Source organism: Bradyrhizobium sp. LHD-71 (assembly GCF_031157255.1).
Lineage (GTDB): Bacteria > Pseudomonadota > Alphaproteobacteria > Rhizobiales > Xanthobacteraceae > P52-10.
In genome coordinates, this window is record NZ_JAVIFX010000001.1 from 113,000 (window position 1) to 131,620 (window position 18,621).

Below are 18,621 nucleotides of genomic sequence, written 5' to 3' on the forward strand. Positions count from 1 at the left end.
CCTGTCGCAGACCGTCATCACGTTTGCGGAAGACGCGTGGACGGCAGAAGGATCAGCCATTGACGCGCTCGACCCGCGCGACCACGGCCTTGGCGCGCAGCTGCGCAATGATGGCATTGAGATGCTTGAGGTCATAGACCTCAAGATCGATGGTGAGCTCGGTGAAATCCGGCGAGCGCCGGCTCATGTGAATGTGATCGATATTGCCGTCATGCTCGGCGATCACGGTGGCGACCTGCGCAAGACTGCCCGGCTCGTTCACTTGCTGCACGAACAGCCGCGCCGGAAACCGCTGCGGCGTCGATTCGTCGACGTCCCAGCGCACGTCCAGCCAGCGCGAGGGCATCTCCTCGAAATCCTTCAGCGCCGGCGACTGGATCGGGTAGATGGTGATCCCCTCGCCCGGCGTGACGATGCCGACAATCCGGTCGCCGGGCACCGCGCCGCCGTTCGGCGCAAATCGCACCGGCAGGTCGGTGTTGATGCCGCGGACCGGGATCGCGTTCTGCGGGTGTGTCGCGGCCTTGGCCGCTGTTGCGGTAACCTTCGACTTCTTCGCTCCACCAGGCACGAAGCGCGCGACCCGCTCTTCCTTGTAATCCGGATACATCGCCCGCGCCACGTCGGCGGCTTTCATCTCGCCGCGGCCGACCGCTGCCATGACGTCGTCGATCGAGGCGCGCGCCAGCCGCGGCAGTGCGCCTTTCAGCTTGTCGTCGGCGTAGTCCATCTTGGCACGCTGAAACAGCCGCTCGACAATCCGCCGGCCGAGGCCTGCGTACTGATCGCGGATCGCGGCGCGGGTCGCCCGGCGGATTGCGGCTTTCGCCTTGCCAGTGACGGCGAGCTGCTCCCAGGCGGCCGGCGGCGCCGATTGTGCCGGCGAGGTCATGATCTCGACCTCGTCGCCGTTCTGAAGCTCCGACGCGAGCGGCGCGAACTTGCCGTTGATCTTGCAGCCGACCGCGCTGGTGCCAACGTCGGTGTGCACCGCGTAGGCGAAGTCGATGGCGTTGGCCTTGCGCGGCAGCGCGATCAGCTTGCCCTTCGGAGTGAAGCAGAACACCTGATCATGAAACAGCTCGAGCTTCGTATGCTCGAGAAACTCCTCCGGGTTGAGGCCTTCGGCCAGAACCTCGATCGTATGCCGCAACCAGGCATAGGCGTTGGATTCGCGCTTGAGCAGCTCGGTCGGCGAGCCGATCCCGTCCTTGTACAGCGCGTGCGCCGCGATACCGAGTTCGGCGATCTCGTCCATCTCGCGCGTGCGGATCTGCAGCTCGACGCGTTGATTGCCAGGGCCGATCACCGTGGTGTGAATCGAACGATAGTCGTTCTGCTTGGGCGTCGAGATGTAATCCTTGAAACGCCCGGGAACGACCGGCCAGGCCGTGTGGACGATGCCGAGCGCGCGGTAGCAGTCCTCGACGCTGTCGACGATCACGCGAAAGCCGAAGATGTCCGACAGTTGTTCGAAGCCGACCGACTTCCGCTCCATCTTGGTCCAGATCGAAAAGGCGCGCTTGCGCCGTCCCTTGATCTGGGCCGTCATGTGGTGGTTCGCGAGGTTTGACAGCAACTGGCTTTCGATTTCGCCGATCAGATTGCGGTTGCGCTCAGCGAGGGAATTCAGCCGTTCGGTGACCACTGCATACGCGCCGGGATCGAGCACGCGGAAAGCCAGGTCCTCGAGCTCCTCGCGCATTTCCTGCATGCCCATGCGGCCGGCGAGCGGCGCATAGATGTCGAGCGTCTCTTCGGCAATGCGCTGGCGCGAGGCCTGCGGCACGAACTCCAGGGTACGCATGTTGTGCAGCCGGTCGGCGAGCTTGACCAGCAGCACACGCACGTCGTCGGCGATCGCGAGCAACAGCTTGCGCAGATTTTCGGCTTGCTTGGCCTCGCGCGTGACGAGGTCGAGCTTTTTCAGCTTGGTGAGGCCTTCGACCAGATGGCCGATCTCGGGACCGAAAAGCTGGTCGATCTCGCCCCGGGTAGCCTCGGTATCCTCGATCGTGTCGTGCAGAAGCGCTGCAGCGATCGTCGCATCGTCGAGCTTCAGATTGGTCAGGATGGCTGCGACTTCGAGCGGGTGCGAAAAGTAAGGATCACCAGAGGCACGCGTCTGCTCGCCATGCGCGCGCATGGCGTACACATACGCACGATTGAGCAGGTCCTCGTCGGTGTCGGGGTTGTAGGCGCGGACACGATCGACAAGATCGTACTGTCGCATCATGGGACCGCGCGCCGCGCCAGCCCTCCTGTTTGCGGCAGGCGGCGCCTCCGCGACCGTGCCGGCCGCGGCTTCCATCTGTTTCGATCTGTGGCGTCCGACCGCCATGAAGCTCGCCTCGTGGTCCCCTGGAATGGCCGCCAGCGGCCATTCGGAAAAAGGGAGACGGCCCTCAGCCTCGCGCGGGCTCAAGGAGGCAGCATGCGGCAAAGCGGGGGTCCGAATACCTCAATATCGCGCCAGTTCCCCTGAACCGCAAGTAAACAGCCCAAAATATCAATAAAAGCAAAGGCTCCGGACCACGCAGGCTGGCCAAACACCCAGCGAAAAAGGCCGGACCAGGCCAGATCTTTCCAAACCCAGATCTTTCCAAAACAAAGGCCCGGAGGTCGTCCGGGCCTTGTCCGATTGCCAAGCTGGGTGCCGGCTTATTCGTCCTCTTCCGGCTGCTCTTCCGGAGGGGTGAGACCTTCGAGACCCTTGAGGAGCTCTTCCTCGGTCATGCGCTCGACCGCAATTTCGGTGTCGTCGGCATCGACGCTCGCGCCCGAGGAGCCGATCAGCGGCACCGTATCGGGTTCCGGCTCGTCGACCTCAACGAAGCGCTGCAGCGAGTGAACGAGTTCCTCGCGCAAGTCCTCCGGCGAGATCGTCGTCTCGGCGATCTCGCGCAAGGACACCACCGGGTTCTTGTCGTTATCGCGATCAATCGTCAGTTGCGAACCAGACGAGATCATGCGCGCACGATGCGCGGCAAGCAAAACCAGGTCGAATCGGTTGTCGACCTTATCAATGCAATCTTCCACAGTGACGCGCGCCATCGCTGATGCTCCGAAATCAATGGGAAATGGATGTCGTTTCGGCGCTAGTTATAGCTCCATGAGCGGGATCGCAAGGACAAATTGCAATAGCGCCTTAAACTTGGCTTGATTTGCGAGCACAAACCAAGGGTTGCTGCGGAATCGCGCGGTGAGGTGCAGTTAATTCGACTTAAGTTTGCAACACCGGTTTCCGCTTTTCGGATTTTGGGTATCCGACAGCCGCTCTGCGTTTGCCGCGTTGCAATCTTTCTGGCGATCTGCTTGACCGGCCAAGAAACGAGCGGTGTGAGCCGCGACAACAATGCTCACGACAAACTCCAGGTGCGAGACCTTAATGCCTACCACAACCCACAAGATTGCGCTGTTTATTGATGGAGCCAATCTTTACGCCACTGCAAAGACACTTGGATTTGATATCGACTACAAGAAACTGCTCAAGGAATTTCAAGGTCGCGGCACGCTGCTTCGCGCGTTTTACTACACAGCCATCATCGAAGATCAGGAGTATTCGTCGATCCGTCCGCTGATCGACTGGCTCGACTACAATGGCTACACCGTCGTCACCAAAGCGACGAAGGAATTCATCGACCAGACTGGCCGCCGCAAGATCAAGGGCAATATGGACATCGAACTCGCGGTCGATGCGATGGAACTCGCCGAGCACGTGGACGAGATCGTGCTGTTTTCCGGCGACGGCGATTTCCGCTCGCTGGTCGAGGCCGTGCAGCGCCGCGGCGTTCGTGTCACCGTCATCTCCACCATTTCGACGCAGCCGCCGATGATCGCCGACGAGCTGCGCCGGCAGGCGGACGTGTTCGCCGATCTTGTCACGCTGCAGTCCAGGATCGGCCGCGATCCCTCCGAGCGGCCGGAGCGTGCACCGCGCGAACCCCGCCACACGCCCCAGTTCCTGCAGCGAAGCACGGTCACGCCACGCGGCACGAGCCCGGACGAGGACGACTTCGACGACCGCTAGTCGCGAGGGAGTCTAAGCCTCGGAGCAGCGTGGCGCTGCGTGCTGCCTTCGAACGTCAAGTTCAAGAGGGGCCTTGGCGTCCCTCTTCGTTCTGACCTTTGCAGAGGAAGTTGCCGCAAAATAACGCGAAGACGCCGTGAGCGCTCGACGGTCGGCCGCTTCACGGTTTTCGCCTGAGCGGCCGAAGTTCGTGTAAGACCTTCGCATGGACCACGACCTTCCGAATCGGAGCGGCCGAGCGCGGGGCTCCCGCGCTGCGCAAGTCATTGCGCCGGCTGCAGGCTTCCCAGACCGCGATTGTCCGTTCTGCCCTCGCCTCGAAGGTTTTCGCCGGGAGAACCGCCTGCGTGAACCGGAGTGGTTCAATGCTCCGGTTCCAGCATTCGGCCCGTCCGATGCCTCGCTGCTCATCGTCGGCCTCGCTCCAGGGCTGCAGGGTGCCAACCGCACCGGGCGGCCGTTCACCGGCGACTATGCGGGCGACCTCCTCTATCCAACGTTGATCGAATACGGCTTCGCCCACGGCGACTATCGTGCGCGGGTCGATGACGGACTGGAGCTCGTCGACTGCCGCATCGGCAACGCGGTGCATTGCGTGCCGCCGCAGAACAAGCCGACGCCTTCGGAGATCAATACCTGCCGGCAGTTTCTGATCGCGCTGATCGAGAACATGCCGCGTCTGCGCGCGATCGTCGCGCTCGGCCGCATTGCCCATGATTCAACCGTAAAGGCACTGGGCTTGCGCGCGGCACAAGCTCCGTTCGCTCATGGCGCAGTCCACGAGGCCGGACCTCGCCGCCTCTACGACAGCTATCACTGCTCGCGTTACAACACGAACACCGGCGTGCTGACGCCAAAGATGTTTCACGCCGTGTTTGCGCGTGTCAGGAATGATCTTGGTGAGTAGTCAGTAGTGAATGAACTGCTCGCGGCTTGCTAGTCGCTACTCACTCACCCTCTTGCCCGCAGCAGCCGGCTTTTCTCCCGGTTCCAGTCGCGCTTCTTCTCAGTCTCGCGCTTGTCGTGCAGCTTTTTGCCCTTGGCGAGCGCCAGCTCGATCTTCGCGCGGCCCTGCTCGTTGAAATACAGCTTGAGCGGGATCAGCGTCATGCCTTCGCGTTCGACCGCTCCGATCAGCTTGTTGATCTGGCGGCGGTGCAGCAACAGCTTGCGCGGACGCTTCGGTGCATGATTGAAGCGGTTCGCCTGCAGATACTCCGGAATGTTGGCGTTGATGAGCCAGATCTCGCCGTCGCGCGAATCGGCGTAGGATTCACCGATCGTCGCCTTGCCGGTGCGGATCGACTTCACCTCAGTGCCCGTCAGTGCGACGCCCGCCTCGAACGTATCCTGAATTGCGTAGTTGAAGCGCGCCTTGCGGTTATCGGCGACGACCTTTATGGCGCGGGTTGGTTTTTCGGCCATGTGCCGTCAGAAGCTACCTTGAAAATCTAAACTATTGCGCTGGATTTGACGTTGGCATCTGCATTGCCGCTAAGCCCGGCTGCGACGATGCTGACACGTATCAACAGTTAAGCGCGATCTTCACTTCTTCAATGCGTCGCGGATTTCGGTCAGCAACTGCTGATCGATCGTCAGTTTGGGCGTCGACGGAGGCGCTTCTTGCTCCTTCAGCTTGTTCATGGCGCGAATGACCAGAAACAACGCCGCAGCGACAATCAGGAAGTTGAGGCTCAGTGTGAGGAAACTGCCCCACGCCAGCACGGCACCTTGCTTCTTGGCATCGGCGAGGTTTGTCGCCGTGACGTCCTTCGACAGCGCGATAAAGTAGTTCGAGAAGTCCAGCCCGCCGGTAATTGCGCCGATGATCGGCATGACAATGTCACCGACCAGCGAATTGACGATCGCGCCGAACGCGGCACCGATAATGACGCCGACCGCGAGGTCGACGACATTGCCCCGCATGGCAAAAGCCTTGAAGTCATTCAGCATGAAGGCGCCCCCATCCTCAACCGGCTAGACCGATGCCCGCAATATCAGTTCAGCAAACCCGCGTAAACCATTGCATCGCGGATCACTTTTCCGGTCGGCGGCGTCACGGGCATCATCGGCAGACGGATCTCCTCGTCGATGCGGCCAAGCAGCTTGAGGCCGTGCTTGGCGCCCGCAAGGCCCGGCTCTTTGAAGACAGCGTCGTGCAATGGCACCAGCCGGTCCTGAAGCTTCAGGCCCGCCGCATAATCTCCCTTCAGCACCGCCGTCATCAGGTCGGCGCAGAGCTTCGGCGCGACGTTCGCGACAACCGAGATGCAGCCGTGTCCGCCCGCCGCCATGTAGGCGAGCGCGGTCATATCCTCACCCGAGAGCTGGATGAAATCCGGCCCCATGGCGTGGCGCTGTTGCGAAACGCGGGCCAGATTGGCGGTCGCATCCTTCACGCCGGCGATGTTCTTCAACTCGAACAGGCGCGCCATCGTCTCGACCGACATATCGACAACCGAGCGTGGCGGAATGTTGTAGATGATGATCGGAATGCCGATCGCATCGTTCACCGCCTTGAAGTGCTGGTACATGCCCTCCTGCGTCGGCTTGTTGTAGTAGGGCGTGACGACGAGCACCGCATCGGCGCCCGCCTTCTCGGCATGCTTTGCGAGCCCAATCGCCTCACGGCTGGAGTTGGAGCCGGCCCCGGCAATTACCGGAACCCGCCCCCGGGCCTCCTCCACACACCACTCGACGACCTTGTTATGCTCGTCATGGCTCAGCGTCGGGCTCTCTCCGGTTGTACCGACCGGTACCAGCCCGTGCGCACCTTCCTGGATCTGCCAGTTCACCAGCGCGCGGAAGCCCGCCTCGTCCAGCGAACCGTTTTTGAACGGCGTTACCAAGGCGGTATAGGAACCCCTGAAATTTGTCTTGGCTGCCATCGTTCGTCTCCAGATTCGCTTAACGATACCGCGGGACGCGTCTCGCCCGCCGGCCAACGATCTCGACTAGATACCGGTTCCGCGCGCCTGAGAAAAGGGCTGCAGTGGACAGAGAACGCGCAAGGTCCCTGCAGCATCTGCCGCAAGATCGGTCAGTCTCCTTAGGCGACGGCCGCCATGAGGATCCGATGCTGCTGCAGTGCCGCGTCAGTGTGCGACCATCGCCTAAGCCGCTGTCTTTCTGCTCTGCACCATGCAGTCAGGCCCAAGCCGCCAGCTTCGACGAAAGGAGGTGAGCCAATTGCGCGCGCCAAACCGACTTTCGTTGACCGTCTGCATTTAAGGTGTTTTGCTTGCGTCGATTGCCTTAGCCCCCGGCTGCGGCACTGCAGACCGAGCGGGCCGCCGGCAGCAACTAGCGCGGGGGATCCCTTATGGACGAAAAGGCGCTGCGTGGTCTCATCGTAAACGTAAAGGACGGCAAACTTTCGCGACGATCGTTTGTCGAGCAAATGATCGCGCTCGGACTGACGGCGCCGATGGCATCCCAGATGCTGGCGTTCTCGGGCGTGCCGGCAAAGGCAGCCGAGGACAGATTTCAGTACAAGCCCACCAAGCGCGGCGGCGGCGGCGCGCTGAAGCTTCTCTGGTGGCAGGGACCCACGCTTCTGAACCCGCATTTCGCAGTCGGCACGAAGGATCAGGATGCAACGCGCATCTTCTACGAGCCGCTCGCCGGTTGGGATCCGGACGGCGAACTGTTCCCGGTGCTGGCCGCCGAAATACCGAGCCGAGAAAACGGTGGGCTCGCCGCCGACGGCAAGTCCGTCACCTGGAAGCTGAAGCGCGACGTGCAGTGGCACGATGGCAAGCCGTTCACAGCCGACGACGTCGTCTTCACCTGGCAGTACACATCGGATCCTGCGAGCGCCTGCTACACGCTTGGCACCTACAAGGATGTCAAGGTCGAGAAAGTCGACGACTTCACGGTCAAGGTGCTGTTCGAAAAGCCGACGCCCTTCTGGGCCGACGCCCTGGTTGGCGCGCGCGGCATGATCATTCCGAAGCACCTGTTCGCGGAGTACGCAGGCGGCAAGTCACGCGACGCACCGACCAACCTGAAGCCAGTCGGCACCGGTCCCTACAAATTCGTCGACTTCAAACCCGGCGACATGCTTCGCGGCGAGATCAACTCGAGCTATCACATCGCCAACCGTCCGCATTTCGACACCGTCGAGATGAAAGGCGGCGGCGATGCGGTGTCGGCTGCGCGCGCGATTATCCAATCCGGGGAGTTCGATTTCGCCTGGAACATGCAGGTTGAGGACGAGATTCTGCAACGCCTGGAGAAAGGCGGCAAAGGCAGGGCCATGATCACGGCCTCAGGCAATATCGAGCACATCCAGCTCAACAGCACCGATCCCTGGACGGAGGTGGACGGCGAACGCGCCAACGCGAAGACGAAGCACCCGCTTCTGACCGATAAGGCTGTGCGGCAGGCGCTCGGCATGCTGGTCGACCGCGCCTCGGTGCAGGAGCACATTTACGGCCGCACCGGCCTCGCCACCGGAAACTTCCTCAATAATCCGGAACGTTTCCGTTCCAAGAACACCACCTGGGAGTTCAACATCGACAAGGCGAACCAGGTTCTCGAGGCCGCCGGCTGGAAGAAGGGCTCTGACGGGATTCGCGCCAAGGACGGCAAGAAGCTGAAATTCGTCTTTCAGTCGTCGATCAATACGCCGCGCCAGAAAACTCAGGCCATCGTCAAGCAGGCCTGCCAGAAGGCCGGCATCGATCTGGAGCTCAAGTCCGTAACCGCGTCGGTCTTCTTCTCCTCCGACGTCGCCAACCCGGACACTTACACGAAGTTCTACTGCGACATTCAGATGTACACGACGACGATGACGCAGCCCGACGCCGGTACGTTCATGAACCAGTTCACAACGGCTGAGTTCGCCACCAAGGAGAACAAGTGGCAAGGCCGCAATATCACGCGCTGGTCCAATGAAGAGTACGACCAGCTCTACAAGGCCTCGGAAGGCGAGCTCGATCCGGTCAAGCGCGCCACCATGTTCATCCGTATGAACGACCTCGCCTGCGGCGATCACGCAGTGATTCCCGTGGTGTATCGCCCGCGCACCGCCGCGATCTCCAACAAGATGAAGGCCGACATCTCAGGCTGGGACACCGATTTGGGTAATCTGAAGGAATGGTATCGCGAAGGCTGATCCGACGTGCGGTACACGTCAGATCAAACGGGGTGACGGTCGATGGGGCAATACCTCCTGAAGCGCCTCCTGATCGCCATCCCGAGCATTCTCGGCATCAGTGTCATCCTGTTCACGGTGCTGGCGCTGGCGCCCGGTGACCCGTTCGAGGAGCTGGCGACCAACCCCAACGTGCCGGCCGAAGTGCGCGAAATGCTTCGGCAGAAGTTCGGGCTCGATGATCCGGTCGCCATCCGCTATTTCCGCTGGCTTGCGGCCATGGCGCAAGGCGACTTCGGCTTCTCGTTCGCAAGCCGCATCGACGTCGGCGACCTCATCATGCAGCGATTGCCGACGACGCTCATCATCATCGGCCTCGCGCAACTCATCGCGCTTGCCATTGCACTGCCGGTCGGCGTGTACGCGGCGACCCGCCCTTATTCGATCTTCGACCAGATCGCCAGCACCTTCGCCTTCGTCGGCTTCTCGCTACCGCCTTTCTTCACGGGACTGCTGCTCATTCTGGTCTTCAGTATCCAGTTCGACTGGCTTCCCTTCGTCTATCGCGCCGATATCGAGGCCACCGGCTGGCGCTGGTTCTGGGAGCATGTGCGGCAGGCGATCATGCCTGTCTCCGTGCTGGCGCTGTTTCTCGCCGCATCGCTGACGCGCTATGTTCGCTCCTCGGTGCTCGACGTGATCCGCCTCGATTACGTCACGACCGCGCGCGCCAAGGGCCTCGGCGAGCGCGTTGTCATCACCAAGCACGTCGTGCGCAACGCGCTCATTCCGGTGGTGACCCTCGTCTTCCTGCAGCTTCCGGCGCTGTTCGGCGGCGCCATCGTCACGGAACAGATTTTCCGCATTCCTGGTATCGGTTCGCTGCTGATCAGCTCCATCCTCGCCAACGACACGCCCGTGGTGATGGCGGTGACGTTCGTCTCGGCCATTCTTGTCGTCCTCTTCAACCTCATCGCAGATATTCTCTATGGTTGGCTCGATCCCCGCATCAGCTACGGCTGAACTCAGCGCTGCACCGCGGAGCAAGGCAAAGCAATTTTCGCCTTGGCTGGACGCGTGGCGCCGCTTCCGCCGTCATCGGCTGGCGCTGGTCAGCACTGTCGTTTTGAGTGCAATCGTCCTCTCCGTGCTGTTCATGCCGTTCGTCTGGAGTGTGCCGATCAATGAGATCGACTTCACCGCGCGACTGAAAGGTCCCTCGCCGGCGCATCCATTTGGCACCGATGATCTCGGACAGGACCTTCTCTCGCGCATGCTTTACGGTGGCCGAATCTCGCTTGCCGTCGCCTTCGCGGCAATGGTGGTGGCGATCGTCGTCGGCACCATCATCGGCGCGATCGCCGGCATGTCGCGGGGTTGGGTCGGTCCGGCGCTGATGTGGCTGACCGACCTGTTCCTGTCGCTGCCGCCGCTGCCGCTGCTGCTGCTCGTCATCTATCTCTTCCGTGACTCGCTCAAATCCGTGTTTGGACCCGAAGGCGGCGTGTTCATTCTGATCGTGCTTGTCGTGGGCGGCCTGCGCTGGATGCCGGCCGCGCGGTTGGTGCGCGCGCAATTCCTGTCGCTGCGCGAAAAGGAGTTCGTCGAGGCCGCACGCGCGCTCGGCGCCAGCAGGCTGCGCCAGGTGATCCGTCACATCCTGCCGAATGCGCTCGGCCCGGTGATCGTGGCTGCGACGGTGGATGTCGCCGCCGCGATCATCGCCGAGTCCACCTTGTCGTTTCTGGGTCTCGGCTTCCCGCCGGACATTCCGTCGTGGGGCCGCATCCTGTTCGATGCGAAGGACTACCTTGATATCGCTCCGCACTGGGCGATGTTTCCGGGTGTTGCGATCTTCCTGACCGTCCTTTCCATCAGCTTCATCGGCGACGGCCTGCGCGACGCACTCGACCCGCGCAAGGTGATGTGAGGTGCCAGTGCAGCAACGAGATCATGATGGCTTTGCGTTGAACTTCAGCGAGCTCGGCGCGCTTCCCACCCGAACCCGGGTTCAACCGAGTTCGGCGCTATCAAAGAGTCCAAGTCGGAAACATCCGACTTGGATTGGGAAGAGGGAACCCTGCCCAGCGCCTGGTTGCTCTTTTGCTCGATCGCAATGGCCCGGCTGCTAGCCTGGCGACACGAACACGGATGACAGAATGAGCGAGCCGCTGCTCGAGATACGCGATCTGAAAACGCACTTCGCCACCGACAATGGCATCGTGCGAGCCGTCGATGGCGTGGATATCACCATCCGTCGCGGCGAGACCGTCGGCGTCGTCGGCGAGTCCGGTTGCGGCAAGACCGTCACCGCGATGTCGGTCCTGAAACTGATCGCGATGCCGCCCGGACGTATCGTCGATGGTCAGATCCTTTGGCAGGGGCGCGACCTGATCCCGCTCGAGGCCGATGAGCTTGACGATATCCGCGCCAAGGACATCGCCATGGTGTTCCAGGAGCCGATGACATCGCTCAATCCGGTTTACACGATCGGCGAGCAGATCGCCGAAGGCCTGCGCCGACACGAGAAGCTTTCGCGTCGGGCGGCGCTCGAACGCACGGTCGAGATGCTGCGCCTAGTGCAGATTGCCAACGCGGAAAAGCGCGTGCACGATTATCCCCACCAGTTCTCCGGCGGCATGCGCCAACGCGTGATGATTGCCATGGCGCTGTCGTGCAGCCCGAAGCTGCTGATCGCCGACGAACCGACCACCGCGCTCGACGTAACCATTCAGGCGCAGATTCTCGAGCTGCTGGCCGACATGAAAGCGCGGTTCGGCATGGCGGTGATGCTGATCACCCACGCGATGGGCGTGGTGGCGGAGACCGCACAGCGCGTCGTGGTCATGTATGCTGGACGGGTGATCGAGGAAGCGCCGGTCGACGAGCTGTTCGCCAATCCTCGTCACCCTTACACGCAGGGGCTGATCCGCTCCATTCCGCACATCGACCGCGCAGCTACGACAAAGAAGCGCCTCGAGGCCATTCCGGGCGTGGTGCCCAGGCTGATCGACCCGGCGCCGGGCTGCCGTTTCGCGCCACGCTGCCGCTTCGCGATGCCCGCCTGCCGCCTGGCCACCCCGGCGCTGCGCGACGTCGGCGGCGGACACAAAGTCGCTTGCATTCTCGAAACCGGGGGGCTGCCGCAATGAGCACCCCGCTCCTGTCCGTCAGGAACCTGACCAAGCAGTTCGATATCGGCTCCGGCTTCCTGCTGCGCAACGACGCCGTCGTTCACGCTGTCGACGGTGTCAGTTTCTCCATTCCGCCCGGCGAGACGCTTGGCCTGGTGGGTGAGTCCGGCTCCGGCAAATCGACCACAGGCCGCTGTATCTTGCGTCTCGTGGAGCCAACCGCGGGCGAAATCTGGTTCCAGGGCCGCAACGTCAGCGCGCTCGATGCGCGCGCGTTTCGCGCGCTCTGCCGCGACATGCAGATCATCTTCCAGGACCCGTTCGCGTCACTAAATCCACGCATGACGGTCGGCACGATCATCGGCGAGGCTTTGACCATCCACAAGCTTGCACCGTCGAAGGAAGCGTTCACCGATCGCGTGGTCGAGCTGCTCGAAACCGTCGGCTTGCAAGCTGATCACATGCACCGCTACCCGCATGAATTTTCAGGCGGCCAGCGCCAGCGGATCGGCATTGCGCGCGCACTCGCCGTCGAGCCAAAACTAATCATCTGCGACGAGCCGGTCTCCGCGCTCGACGTCTCGATCCAGGCGCAGGTCATCAACCTGCTTGAGGATCTGCAGGGCAAGCTCGGCCTCACCTATCTGTTCATCGCCCATGACCTCTCGGTCGTCGAACACATCAGCCATCGAGTCGCCGTCATGTATCTCGGCCGGATCGTCGAACTCGCGTCGGCGCGCGACCTGTACGTGACGCCGCTGCATCCTTATACGGAAGCGCTGCTATCGGCCGTGCCGGTGACCGACCCGAAGGCACGACGCAAGCGCATCGTCCTGCAGGGCGAGGTGCCGAGTCCGATCCACCCGCCGAGCGGCTGCCACTTCCACACCCGCTGTCCGATCCGACAGTTGCCGCTCTGTGCCCGGGAAGCGCCGCCGTTGAAGGAGACTGCGAGCGGCCACTTCGTGGCCTGCCATCTGCGGAGTTGAAGTGAAATTGGTGCCGCAGATTTGGCAGGGGAACTTCGCGCCGACAGCTAAATGATATGTGTATCAATATCTTACAAGGACTAATTCACGCAATATTTCGCCCTGATTTTGACTCGATTGCCCTGTCACCTCCTTATTCGTGTTTTTAGTTCGTGTTTTATCAACTTCCGCCGTGCATGACTCCAGGCTTAGGATCGGCCGCCGAAGGATCACACGTTGACTCATTCAGATAGCCAACGCGCAGATAGCCAACGCGCGTCTCGCCTCCATCTGCTGCGCTATCTATCCACGTCGAGTGTGGTCGCTCTTTGGCTCGCCACGCCGCTGATCGGTCTGCCTGCGGCCGCGCAATCGGCCAAGGCTGAAGTCGTCGCACAGACCGCTGCAAAACCTTCGCCTGCCAAATCGACTTCGGCCAAGCCCTCTGTCAAACCAACGCCGACATCGACGAAGCCGGCTTCCACCAAGTCAACATCCGCGAGTCAGCCTTCTGCGAAGCAGACCCCGGCGAAACCTGTTTCAGCTAAGCAGGCTCCCGCAAAGCCGGCATCCACGAAGAACGCCGAGGCGAAGAAGCCAGCGGCCAAGCCTGAGGCCGTCTCGACGCCCCGGCAGTCTGCGGCAAGACCGGACGGCATCCCTCTGCCCAAGCCTCGTCCCACCTTCGCCACCACGCGCGCTGTTGTCGCGAGTGCGGAGCCGCAAGCGGCCGTATCGTTGGCGGCGCTGCCGCCGGTCCGCCATGCACCGACCCCTTCCCGTCGCAATCATGTTCCGGCGGCCATCGCCTCGTCGTTGTCCACGTCGCAGGCCGATCTCGATGCGCTCGAGCGCGCGATCGAGCTCGCGCGCCGGGGCAAGGGAGCTGACGCGACGGAGATGAAGAGCGCGATCTCCGATCCCGTCGCGCAGAAGCTCGCCGAATGGATGATCCTGCGCAGCGACGGCAACGGCGCGTCGGCTGAGCGCTACCGCGCCTTCATCGTCGCCAATCCCGGCTGGCCGAGCGTGAACTATTTGCGCAGGCGCGGTGAAGCCTCGCTGTGGGACAACAATCGCGACGACGCCACCGTGGCCGCCTGGTTCGCCGGCAACGAGCCGCTCACGGCCAAGGGCCGGTTCATGCTGGCACGCGCGCTGCTCAGGCGCGGCGATGGCGGCGCAGCGGCGCGTCACGTGCGTGAGGCCTGGCGCGGCGACTGGATGTCCAAGGATGTGGAAGCAACCGCGCTTGAGATGTTCGGCCCGGTGCTGACGGCGGCCGACCACAAGGCGCGGATGGATTATCTGCTCTTCACTGACGACAGGGCAGGCGCGCTGCGCGCCGCCCAGCGCGTTGGCTCCGCCCAGGTCGCGATCGTCAAGGCGCGTGGCGCCGTTGACGCCAAGGCCGGCAACGCGAAGGCGCTGCTCGACGCAGTTCCGCATGAGGCGCATGGCGATGCCAGCTATCTTTTTGGCCGCATCCAGCACCTGCGCCGCGCCGACAAGATCACCGAGGCCGCGCAGCTGATGCTGAGGGCGCCGCGCGATCCGGCACGGCTGGGCGACCCCGACGAGTGGTGGATCGAGCGCCGTCTGGTCGCGCGCAAGCTGCTCGACATCGGCGACTACCGCACTGCGTATGCCATCGCACGCGATGCCGGCTTGCCGGAGCGCGACGTGTACAAGACCGAACAGGAATTCACTGCGGGCTGGATCGCGCTGCGTTTCCTCAACGATCCGTCGACCGCGCTCCAGCACTTCTCGCGCATCGCCGTCGGGTCGAGCAACCCGACGCATCTCTCACGCGCGGGCTACTGGCAGGGCCGCGCCTATGAGGCGATGGGCCGTTCACAGGATGCGCGGGCGGCCTATCAGGCCGGCGCCGCCCATTCCACGAGCTACTACGGTCAGCTTGCGCGCGCCCGGCTTGGCCTGCCGCAGATCGGCCTGCGCGACGCTCCGCGCTCGGCACGCGGCGCCGGCACGTTTGAGGTCGTACGCGCGCTCGAACTGCTCTATGCGCTTGATGAGCGCGATCTCGCCGTCACGGCGCTGTCCGATCTCGGCGACCGCGTCGAGGATATCGACGCGCTGGCGGCGCTCGGCGAGATAACAGTGCGCTACAAGGACGCCCGAGGCAGCCTTGTCCTCGGCAAAGGTGCGCTCAACCGCGGCTATCCGTTCGACCACTATGCCTATCCCGTATCCGGCATCCCGAACTATCAGACCATCGGTCCGGACGTGGAGCGCGGTCTCGTCTTCGCCATTGCGCGACAGGAGAGCTCGTTCAATCCGAAAGCCATCTCGCCGGCAAAGGCGATGGGGCTGATGCAGGTGACGCCGCCGGCGGCGAAGACGATCACCCGCAGGTACGGCGGGACCTTTGATGCCAAACGCCTGCTCTCGGACCCCGCCTACAACGCGATGCTCGGCGCGGCCGAGCTCGGGGCGCTGGTGAACGACTATCGCGGCTCCTATATCCTGACCTTCGTCGGTTACAACGCCGGCCGCGGCCGGGTCCGCGACTGGATCGAGAAGTACGGCGATCCGCGCGATCCGAAAGTCGACCCCGTCGACTGGGTCGAACGGATCCCCTTCTCCGAGACGCGCAACTACGTGCAGCGGATCATGGAGAACGTTCAGGTCTACCGCGCCCGTTTCGGCGGCGGCGGGCGTCTCTTGATCGAAGCCGACCTGAAGCGTGGCGCCGGCGCCGATTAGACAATGACGCGTGCCTCTGCGCGGCAATGCCCATTCTCGTCATTGCGAGGCATAGCCGTTCGAAGAACGGCGTCGCTTCGCTCGCCATAGCCGTCGAAGAACGGCATCGCTTCGCTCGCCTATGGCCGTTCGAAGAACGGCGTCGCTTCGCTCGCCTATAGCCGTCGAAGAACGGCGTCGCTTCGCTCGCCTATGGCGACAAAGCAATCCAGCGCGGCGGTTGCGGCAACCTCAGCACTGGATTGCTTGGCTTCGCTCGCAATGACGATGCATGTCGCTACGCCCGTGCCGACGAATCCCGGAGGGGCGAAGCCGGATCGCAATGACAGCGATCACCGGTGCAGCATCGCCGGCACGATCTCCCGGATCTCGGAGACCGCCGCTGCGATTCGCCCGAGCCGCTCGTTGTCGACTTCGGGACGCTCTGAAAGATCCTGCAGCAGTTCTCTGATCTCGCCGAGATAACGGGAGATATCCTCCATCGAGGAGGCGATACGCGTCTCCGGTGTCACGTCCGACATTGCAGTTCCAATTTCCCATCATCCGCATCCACAGCTTCAACCAATGCACCAGCTGATGATTGTGTGCGCTTCAAAGCTGCGTGAAGGACTTTGCACGCGGGTGAGGAAACAATCCTGGACATGGCTCAAGTGCCGTTGTCGCTTTCGACTCCGGACCAACATGACGGGCTCAAAAAAATCCCCGGCAGGTTGCCCTGCCGGGGATGGTAGCTTGGTAGTCTCAAGCGATGCCGATCAAAAGAAACGGCGAACCGAGAAGATGCCCGAGAACACGTTCTGATCCTTGATCTCGTAAGCCGCGTTCGGCTTGAAGCCCGAGATCACCGGCTGGTTGTAGACGACGTTGTCGCCGTGGCTCACGTGGTGGTTGGTCCACATGAATTCGACACCGATCGTCAGGTCGCGAACCGGAGTCCAGAACGTCCGGGTGCCGGCACCATAAATGCGGTAGTCCCAGTTACAGGCACCGGTGTTGGCAACGTTGACACCGACTGCATTCGTCAACGTGCCGGACGCGCTGCCAACGCCGAACCGCGAGCACAGGATCGCGTTAGCCGTGTCGCTGTAGTCGAGAACCTGTGCGCCAGCGTACACCGAGGTCCGCCACTCCGGATTCCAGCCGTGTTCGAAGGCGATCGACCCGCCATAGGCCGTCGTCAGCTCCTGGCCGCCCGACGTAACCGTGATGCCTGCGCCCGAACGCGGCGCCGAGGTATACACCGAGTCGAGCACGTAGCCGCCGACGATGCTGTCATAGAACGTGTCCGAACCGCCATAGATGCCGAACGACGAGCCCTGGCCGATGTTGGCGAACACGTTGGTGGTCGCGCCCTTCGACCAGGTGCCGCCGATGTACAGTGCGTCGTTGACGCCGGTCGGCACGTTGAACTTGAAGGCCGCGTTCACGCCACCGCCGATCTTGTCCGATACCGCGCCGGAAAGCTCGGAGCAGCCGCCGAGCTGAACCGTGGTCGTACCCGATGCACCGCCGCAGTCATAGGCGACGTGGTTGTTGACGATCATGCCCGAGAGATGGAAGCCGCCCCAGGCCTGGTCGATGCGGAGCTGACCGACAATCTCCGGCCAGGTGTTGCCGCCGCGCGTGTCCACGCCCGGCGCGACGCCGAGGATCGTCAGCGGGTTGGCGCCGTTGTAGATGCCGCGCTTGCGCTCCTTGCCGTCTTCCAGCGACAGGGTACCGGAAATGCCGTTGCCGAACTGATGAGTATAGGCCACGACAAAACGACCGCCTGCAGTATCCGGGTTGCCGAGCCAGCCGTTGGTGCCCCATTCGAAGGCATAGTGCCACGGGTTGTCGAAGTACGACGTGCCGGCGCGGCCGATGGTGAAGCCACCCCACTGGATGATACCGGAGTCGATCGCGATAACGCCGGCGCTCGAGCCCACGCCGGAGGAAAGCAGACCGGTCGGCGTATTGACCTCCGCGCGAACCACCGAGAACGTGCGCAATGTGCCGAACGCGGTCTGTGTGCGCGTGTCGACGTTGGTGAACACGCGACTACGGGCGAAGAAATAATCCCGATCACGGGTTTGGGTGTTGTTCCCGTTTCCAGTGTTCCACGACTGCAGATGCGTCATACGCGAATTGAAGTTGAGTTCGGCGCGGATGTGACCGCCGATTCGGATACAGGTGTCGGTACCGGGGATGTAATAAAATCCAGCACCGTACAGGGAACAGATCTTTACGTATTCAACCGGCTTAGCCTTCACCGGAAGATCGGCCGCCTGCGCCCCCGTCAGCGCGGCCATTCCTGCCGCCGAGCCGAGGAGTAGGCTCCTCATCATCGTCATCTCAAACCTCCAAAATGTGCGTTTCCCCCGTCCTCGCTTCGCGCTTGCTTCTCGAACCCCCATTTCGGCGCGAGCGACTTTTTGAGCGAAACTTTTAGACGGGACGACTCGGGATGCCCCCCTCTGTCGTGATTTTGAGAATTGCCCGGAACCTGGAGGACAGCAACGGAAACTGTACGGTCACGTACAGTTTACCAAATTATGTTGCAAAAATGGCACGTGGCGTCGCCACGCCGACAACCAACCGATTGAAATCTATGGAGCAATTTTCACGGGGATGTCGCTCATCGCCCGCATGTCAGCGGCGGAAAACTCTAGGCCGCGCTCAAAA

The 18,621-nt window shown here is 62.4% G+C and carries 15 protein-coding genes; 8 read left to right on the forward strand and 7 right to left on the reverse strand.

Annotated features, from left to right (window positions below; genetic code table 11):
• Positions 1-52 precede the first annotated feature (52 nt).
• Positions 53-2,341 (reverse strand): bifunctional (p)ppGpp synthetase/guanosine-3',5'-bis(diphosphate) 3'-pyrophosphohydrolase, encoded by a 2,289-nt coding sequence (locus RCO31_RS00575; RefSeq protein ID WP_308966219.1) that lies wholly within the window; start codon positions 2,339-2,341, stop codon positions 53-55.
• Between the two features lie 320 nt (positions 2,342-2,661).
• A complete protein-coding gene (rpoZ, locus tag RCO31_RS00580) occupies positions 2,662-3,054 on the reverse strand; it encodes a DNA-directed RNA polymerase subunit omega (RefSeq protein WP_308966220.1) in 393 nt (130 codons plus the stop codon).
• Positions 3,055-3,388: 334 nt separating this feature from the next.
• Here rpoZ and RCO31_RS00585 point away from each other — a divergent pair, with 334 nt between their 5' ends.
• Together RCO31_RS00585 and RCO31_RS00590 are read left to right on the forward strand one after the other, a co-directional pair.
• Positions 3,389-4,030, forward strand: coding sequence for an NYN domain-containing protein (locus RCO31_RS00585; RefSeq protein WP_308966221.1), 642 nt, complete (start codon positions 3,389-3,391; stop codon positions 4,028-4,030).
• 205 nt (positions 4,031-4,235) lie between these two features.
• Positions 4,236-4,937 carry a uracil-DNA glycosylase gene (locus RCO31_RS00590; RefSeq protein ID WP_308966222.1) on the forward strand — a complete coding sequence of 234 codons (702 nt, stop codon included), beginning with the start codon at positions 4,236-4,238 and terminating at the stop codon, positions 4,935-4,937.
• A gap of 44 nt (positions 4,938-4,981) precedes the next feature.
• On the opposite strand, the gene smpB is transcribed toward RCO31_RS00590, so the two are convergent.
• The 3 genes from smpB to dapA all read right to left on the reverse strand — a co-directional run bounded on the left by smpB (position 4,982) and on the right by dapA (position 6,918).
• Positions 4,982-5,455, reverse strand: coding sequence for an SsrA-binding protein SmpB (gene smpB / locus RCO31_RS00595; protein ID WP_308966223.1), 474 nt, complete (start codon positions 5,453-5,455; stop codon positions 4,982-4,984).
• A gap of 120 nt (positions 5,456-5,575) precedes the next feature.
• The gene (mscL, locus tag RCO31_RS00600; RefSeq protein ID WP_308966224.1) at positions 5,576-5,983 is read right to left on the reverse strand and encodes a large conductance mechanosensitive channel protein MscL; all 408 of its coding nucleotides are present in this window, start codon (positions 5,981-5,983) and stop codon (positions 5,576-5,578) included.
• A gap of 44 nt (positions 5,984-6,027) precedes the next feature.
• Entirely contained in the window at positions 6,028-6,918 is an 891-nt protein-coding gene (dapA, locus tag RCO31_RS00605) for a 4-hydroxy-tetrahydrodipicolinate synthase (RefSeq protein WP_308966225.1), read from the reverse strand.
• 434 nt (positions 6,919-7,352) lie between these two features.
• Here dapA and RCO31_RS00610 point away from each other — a divergent pair, with 434 nt between their 5' ends.
• From RCO31_RS00610 to RCO31_RS00635, 6 genes are all read left to right on the forward strand, one after another.
• Positions 7,353-9,149, forward strand: coding sequence for a peptide ABC transporter substrate-binding protein (locus RCO31_RS00610; RefSeq protein ID WP_308966226.1), 1,797 nt, complete (start codon positions 7,353-7,355; stop codon positions 9,147-9,149).
• Between the two features lie 42 nt (positions 9,150-9,191).
• Positions 9,192-10,151 (forward strand): ABC transporter permease, encoded by a 960-nt coding sequence (locus RCO31_RS00615; protein ID WP_308966227.1) that lies wholly within the window; start codon positions 9,192-9,194, stop codon positions 10,149-10,151.
• Positions 10,117-11,058: an ABC transporter permease gene (locus tag RCO31_RS00620; protein WP_308966228.1), complete on the forward strand. Its 942-nt coding sequence runs from the start codon at positions 10,117-10,119 to the stop codon at positions 11,056-11,058. Before RCO31_RS00615 ends, RCO31_RS00620 begins: the two co-directional genes overlap by 35 nt.
• Positions 11,059-11,287: 229 nt before the next feature.
• Complete coding sequence (locus tag RCO31_RS00625; RefSeq protein ID WP_308966229.1) at positions 11,288-12,280, forward strand: ABC transporter ATP-binding protein; 993 nt, start codon at positions 11,288-11,290, stop codon at positions 12,278-12,280.
• A complete protein-coding gene (locus RCO31_RS00630) occupies positions 12,277-13,251 on the forward strand; it encodes an ABC transporter ATP-binding protein (RefSeq protein WP_308966230.1) in 975 nt (324 codons plus the stop codon). The genes RCO31_RS00625 and RCO31_RS00630 overlap by 4 nt, the downstream gene beginning before the upstream one ends.
• Before the next feature lie 297 nt (positions 13,252-13,548).
• Entirely contained in the window at positions 13,549-15,957 is a 2,409-nt protein-coding gene (locus RCO31_RS00635) for a transglycosylase SLT domain-containing protein (RefSeq protein WP_374991403.1), read from the forward strand.
• Between the two features lie 332 nt (positions 15,958-16,289).
• On the opposite strand, the gene RCO31_RS00640 is transcribed toward RCO31_RS00635, so the two are convergent.
• Both RCO31_RS00640 and RCO31_RS00645 read right to left on the reverse strand, forming a co-directional pair.
• Positions 16,290-16,478, reverse strand: coding sequence for a hypothetical protein (locus RCO31_RS00640; RefSeq protein WP_308966231.1), 189 nt, complete (start codon positions 16,476-16,478; stop codon positions 16,290-16,292).
• A 234-nt stretch (positions 16,479-16,712) separates the two neighbouring features.
• Entirely contained in the window at positions 16,713-18,290 is a 1,578-nt protein-coding gene (locus tag RCO31_RS00645; protein ID WP_308966232.1) for a porin, read from the reverse strand.
• Between the last annotated feature and the right edge of the window lie 331 nt (positions 18,291-18,621).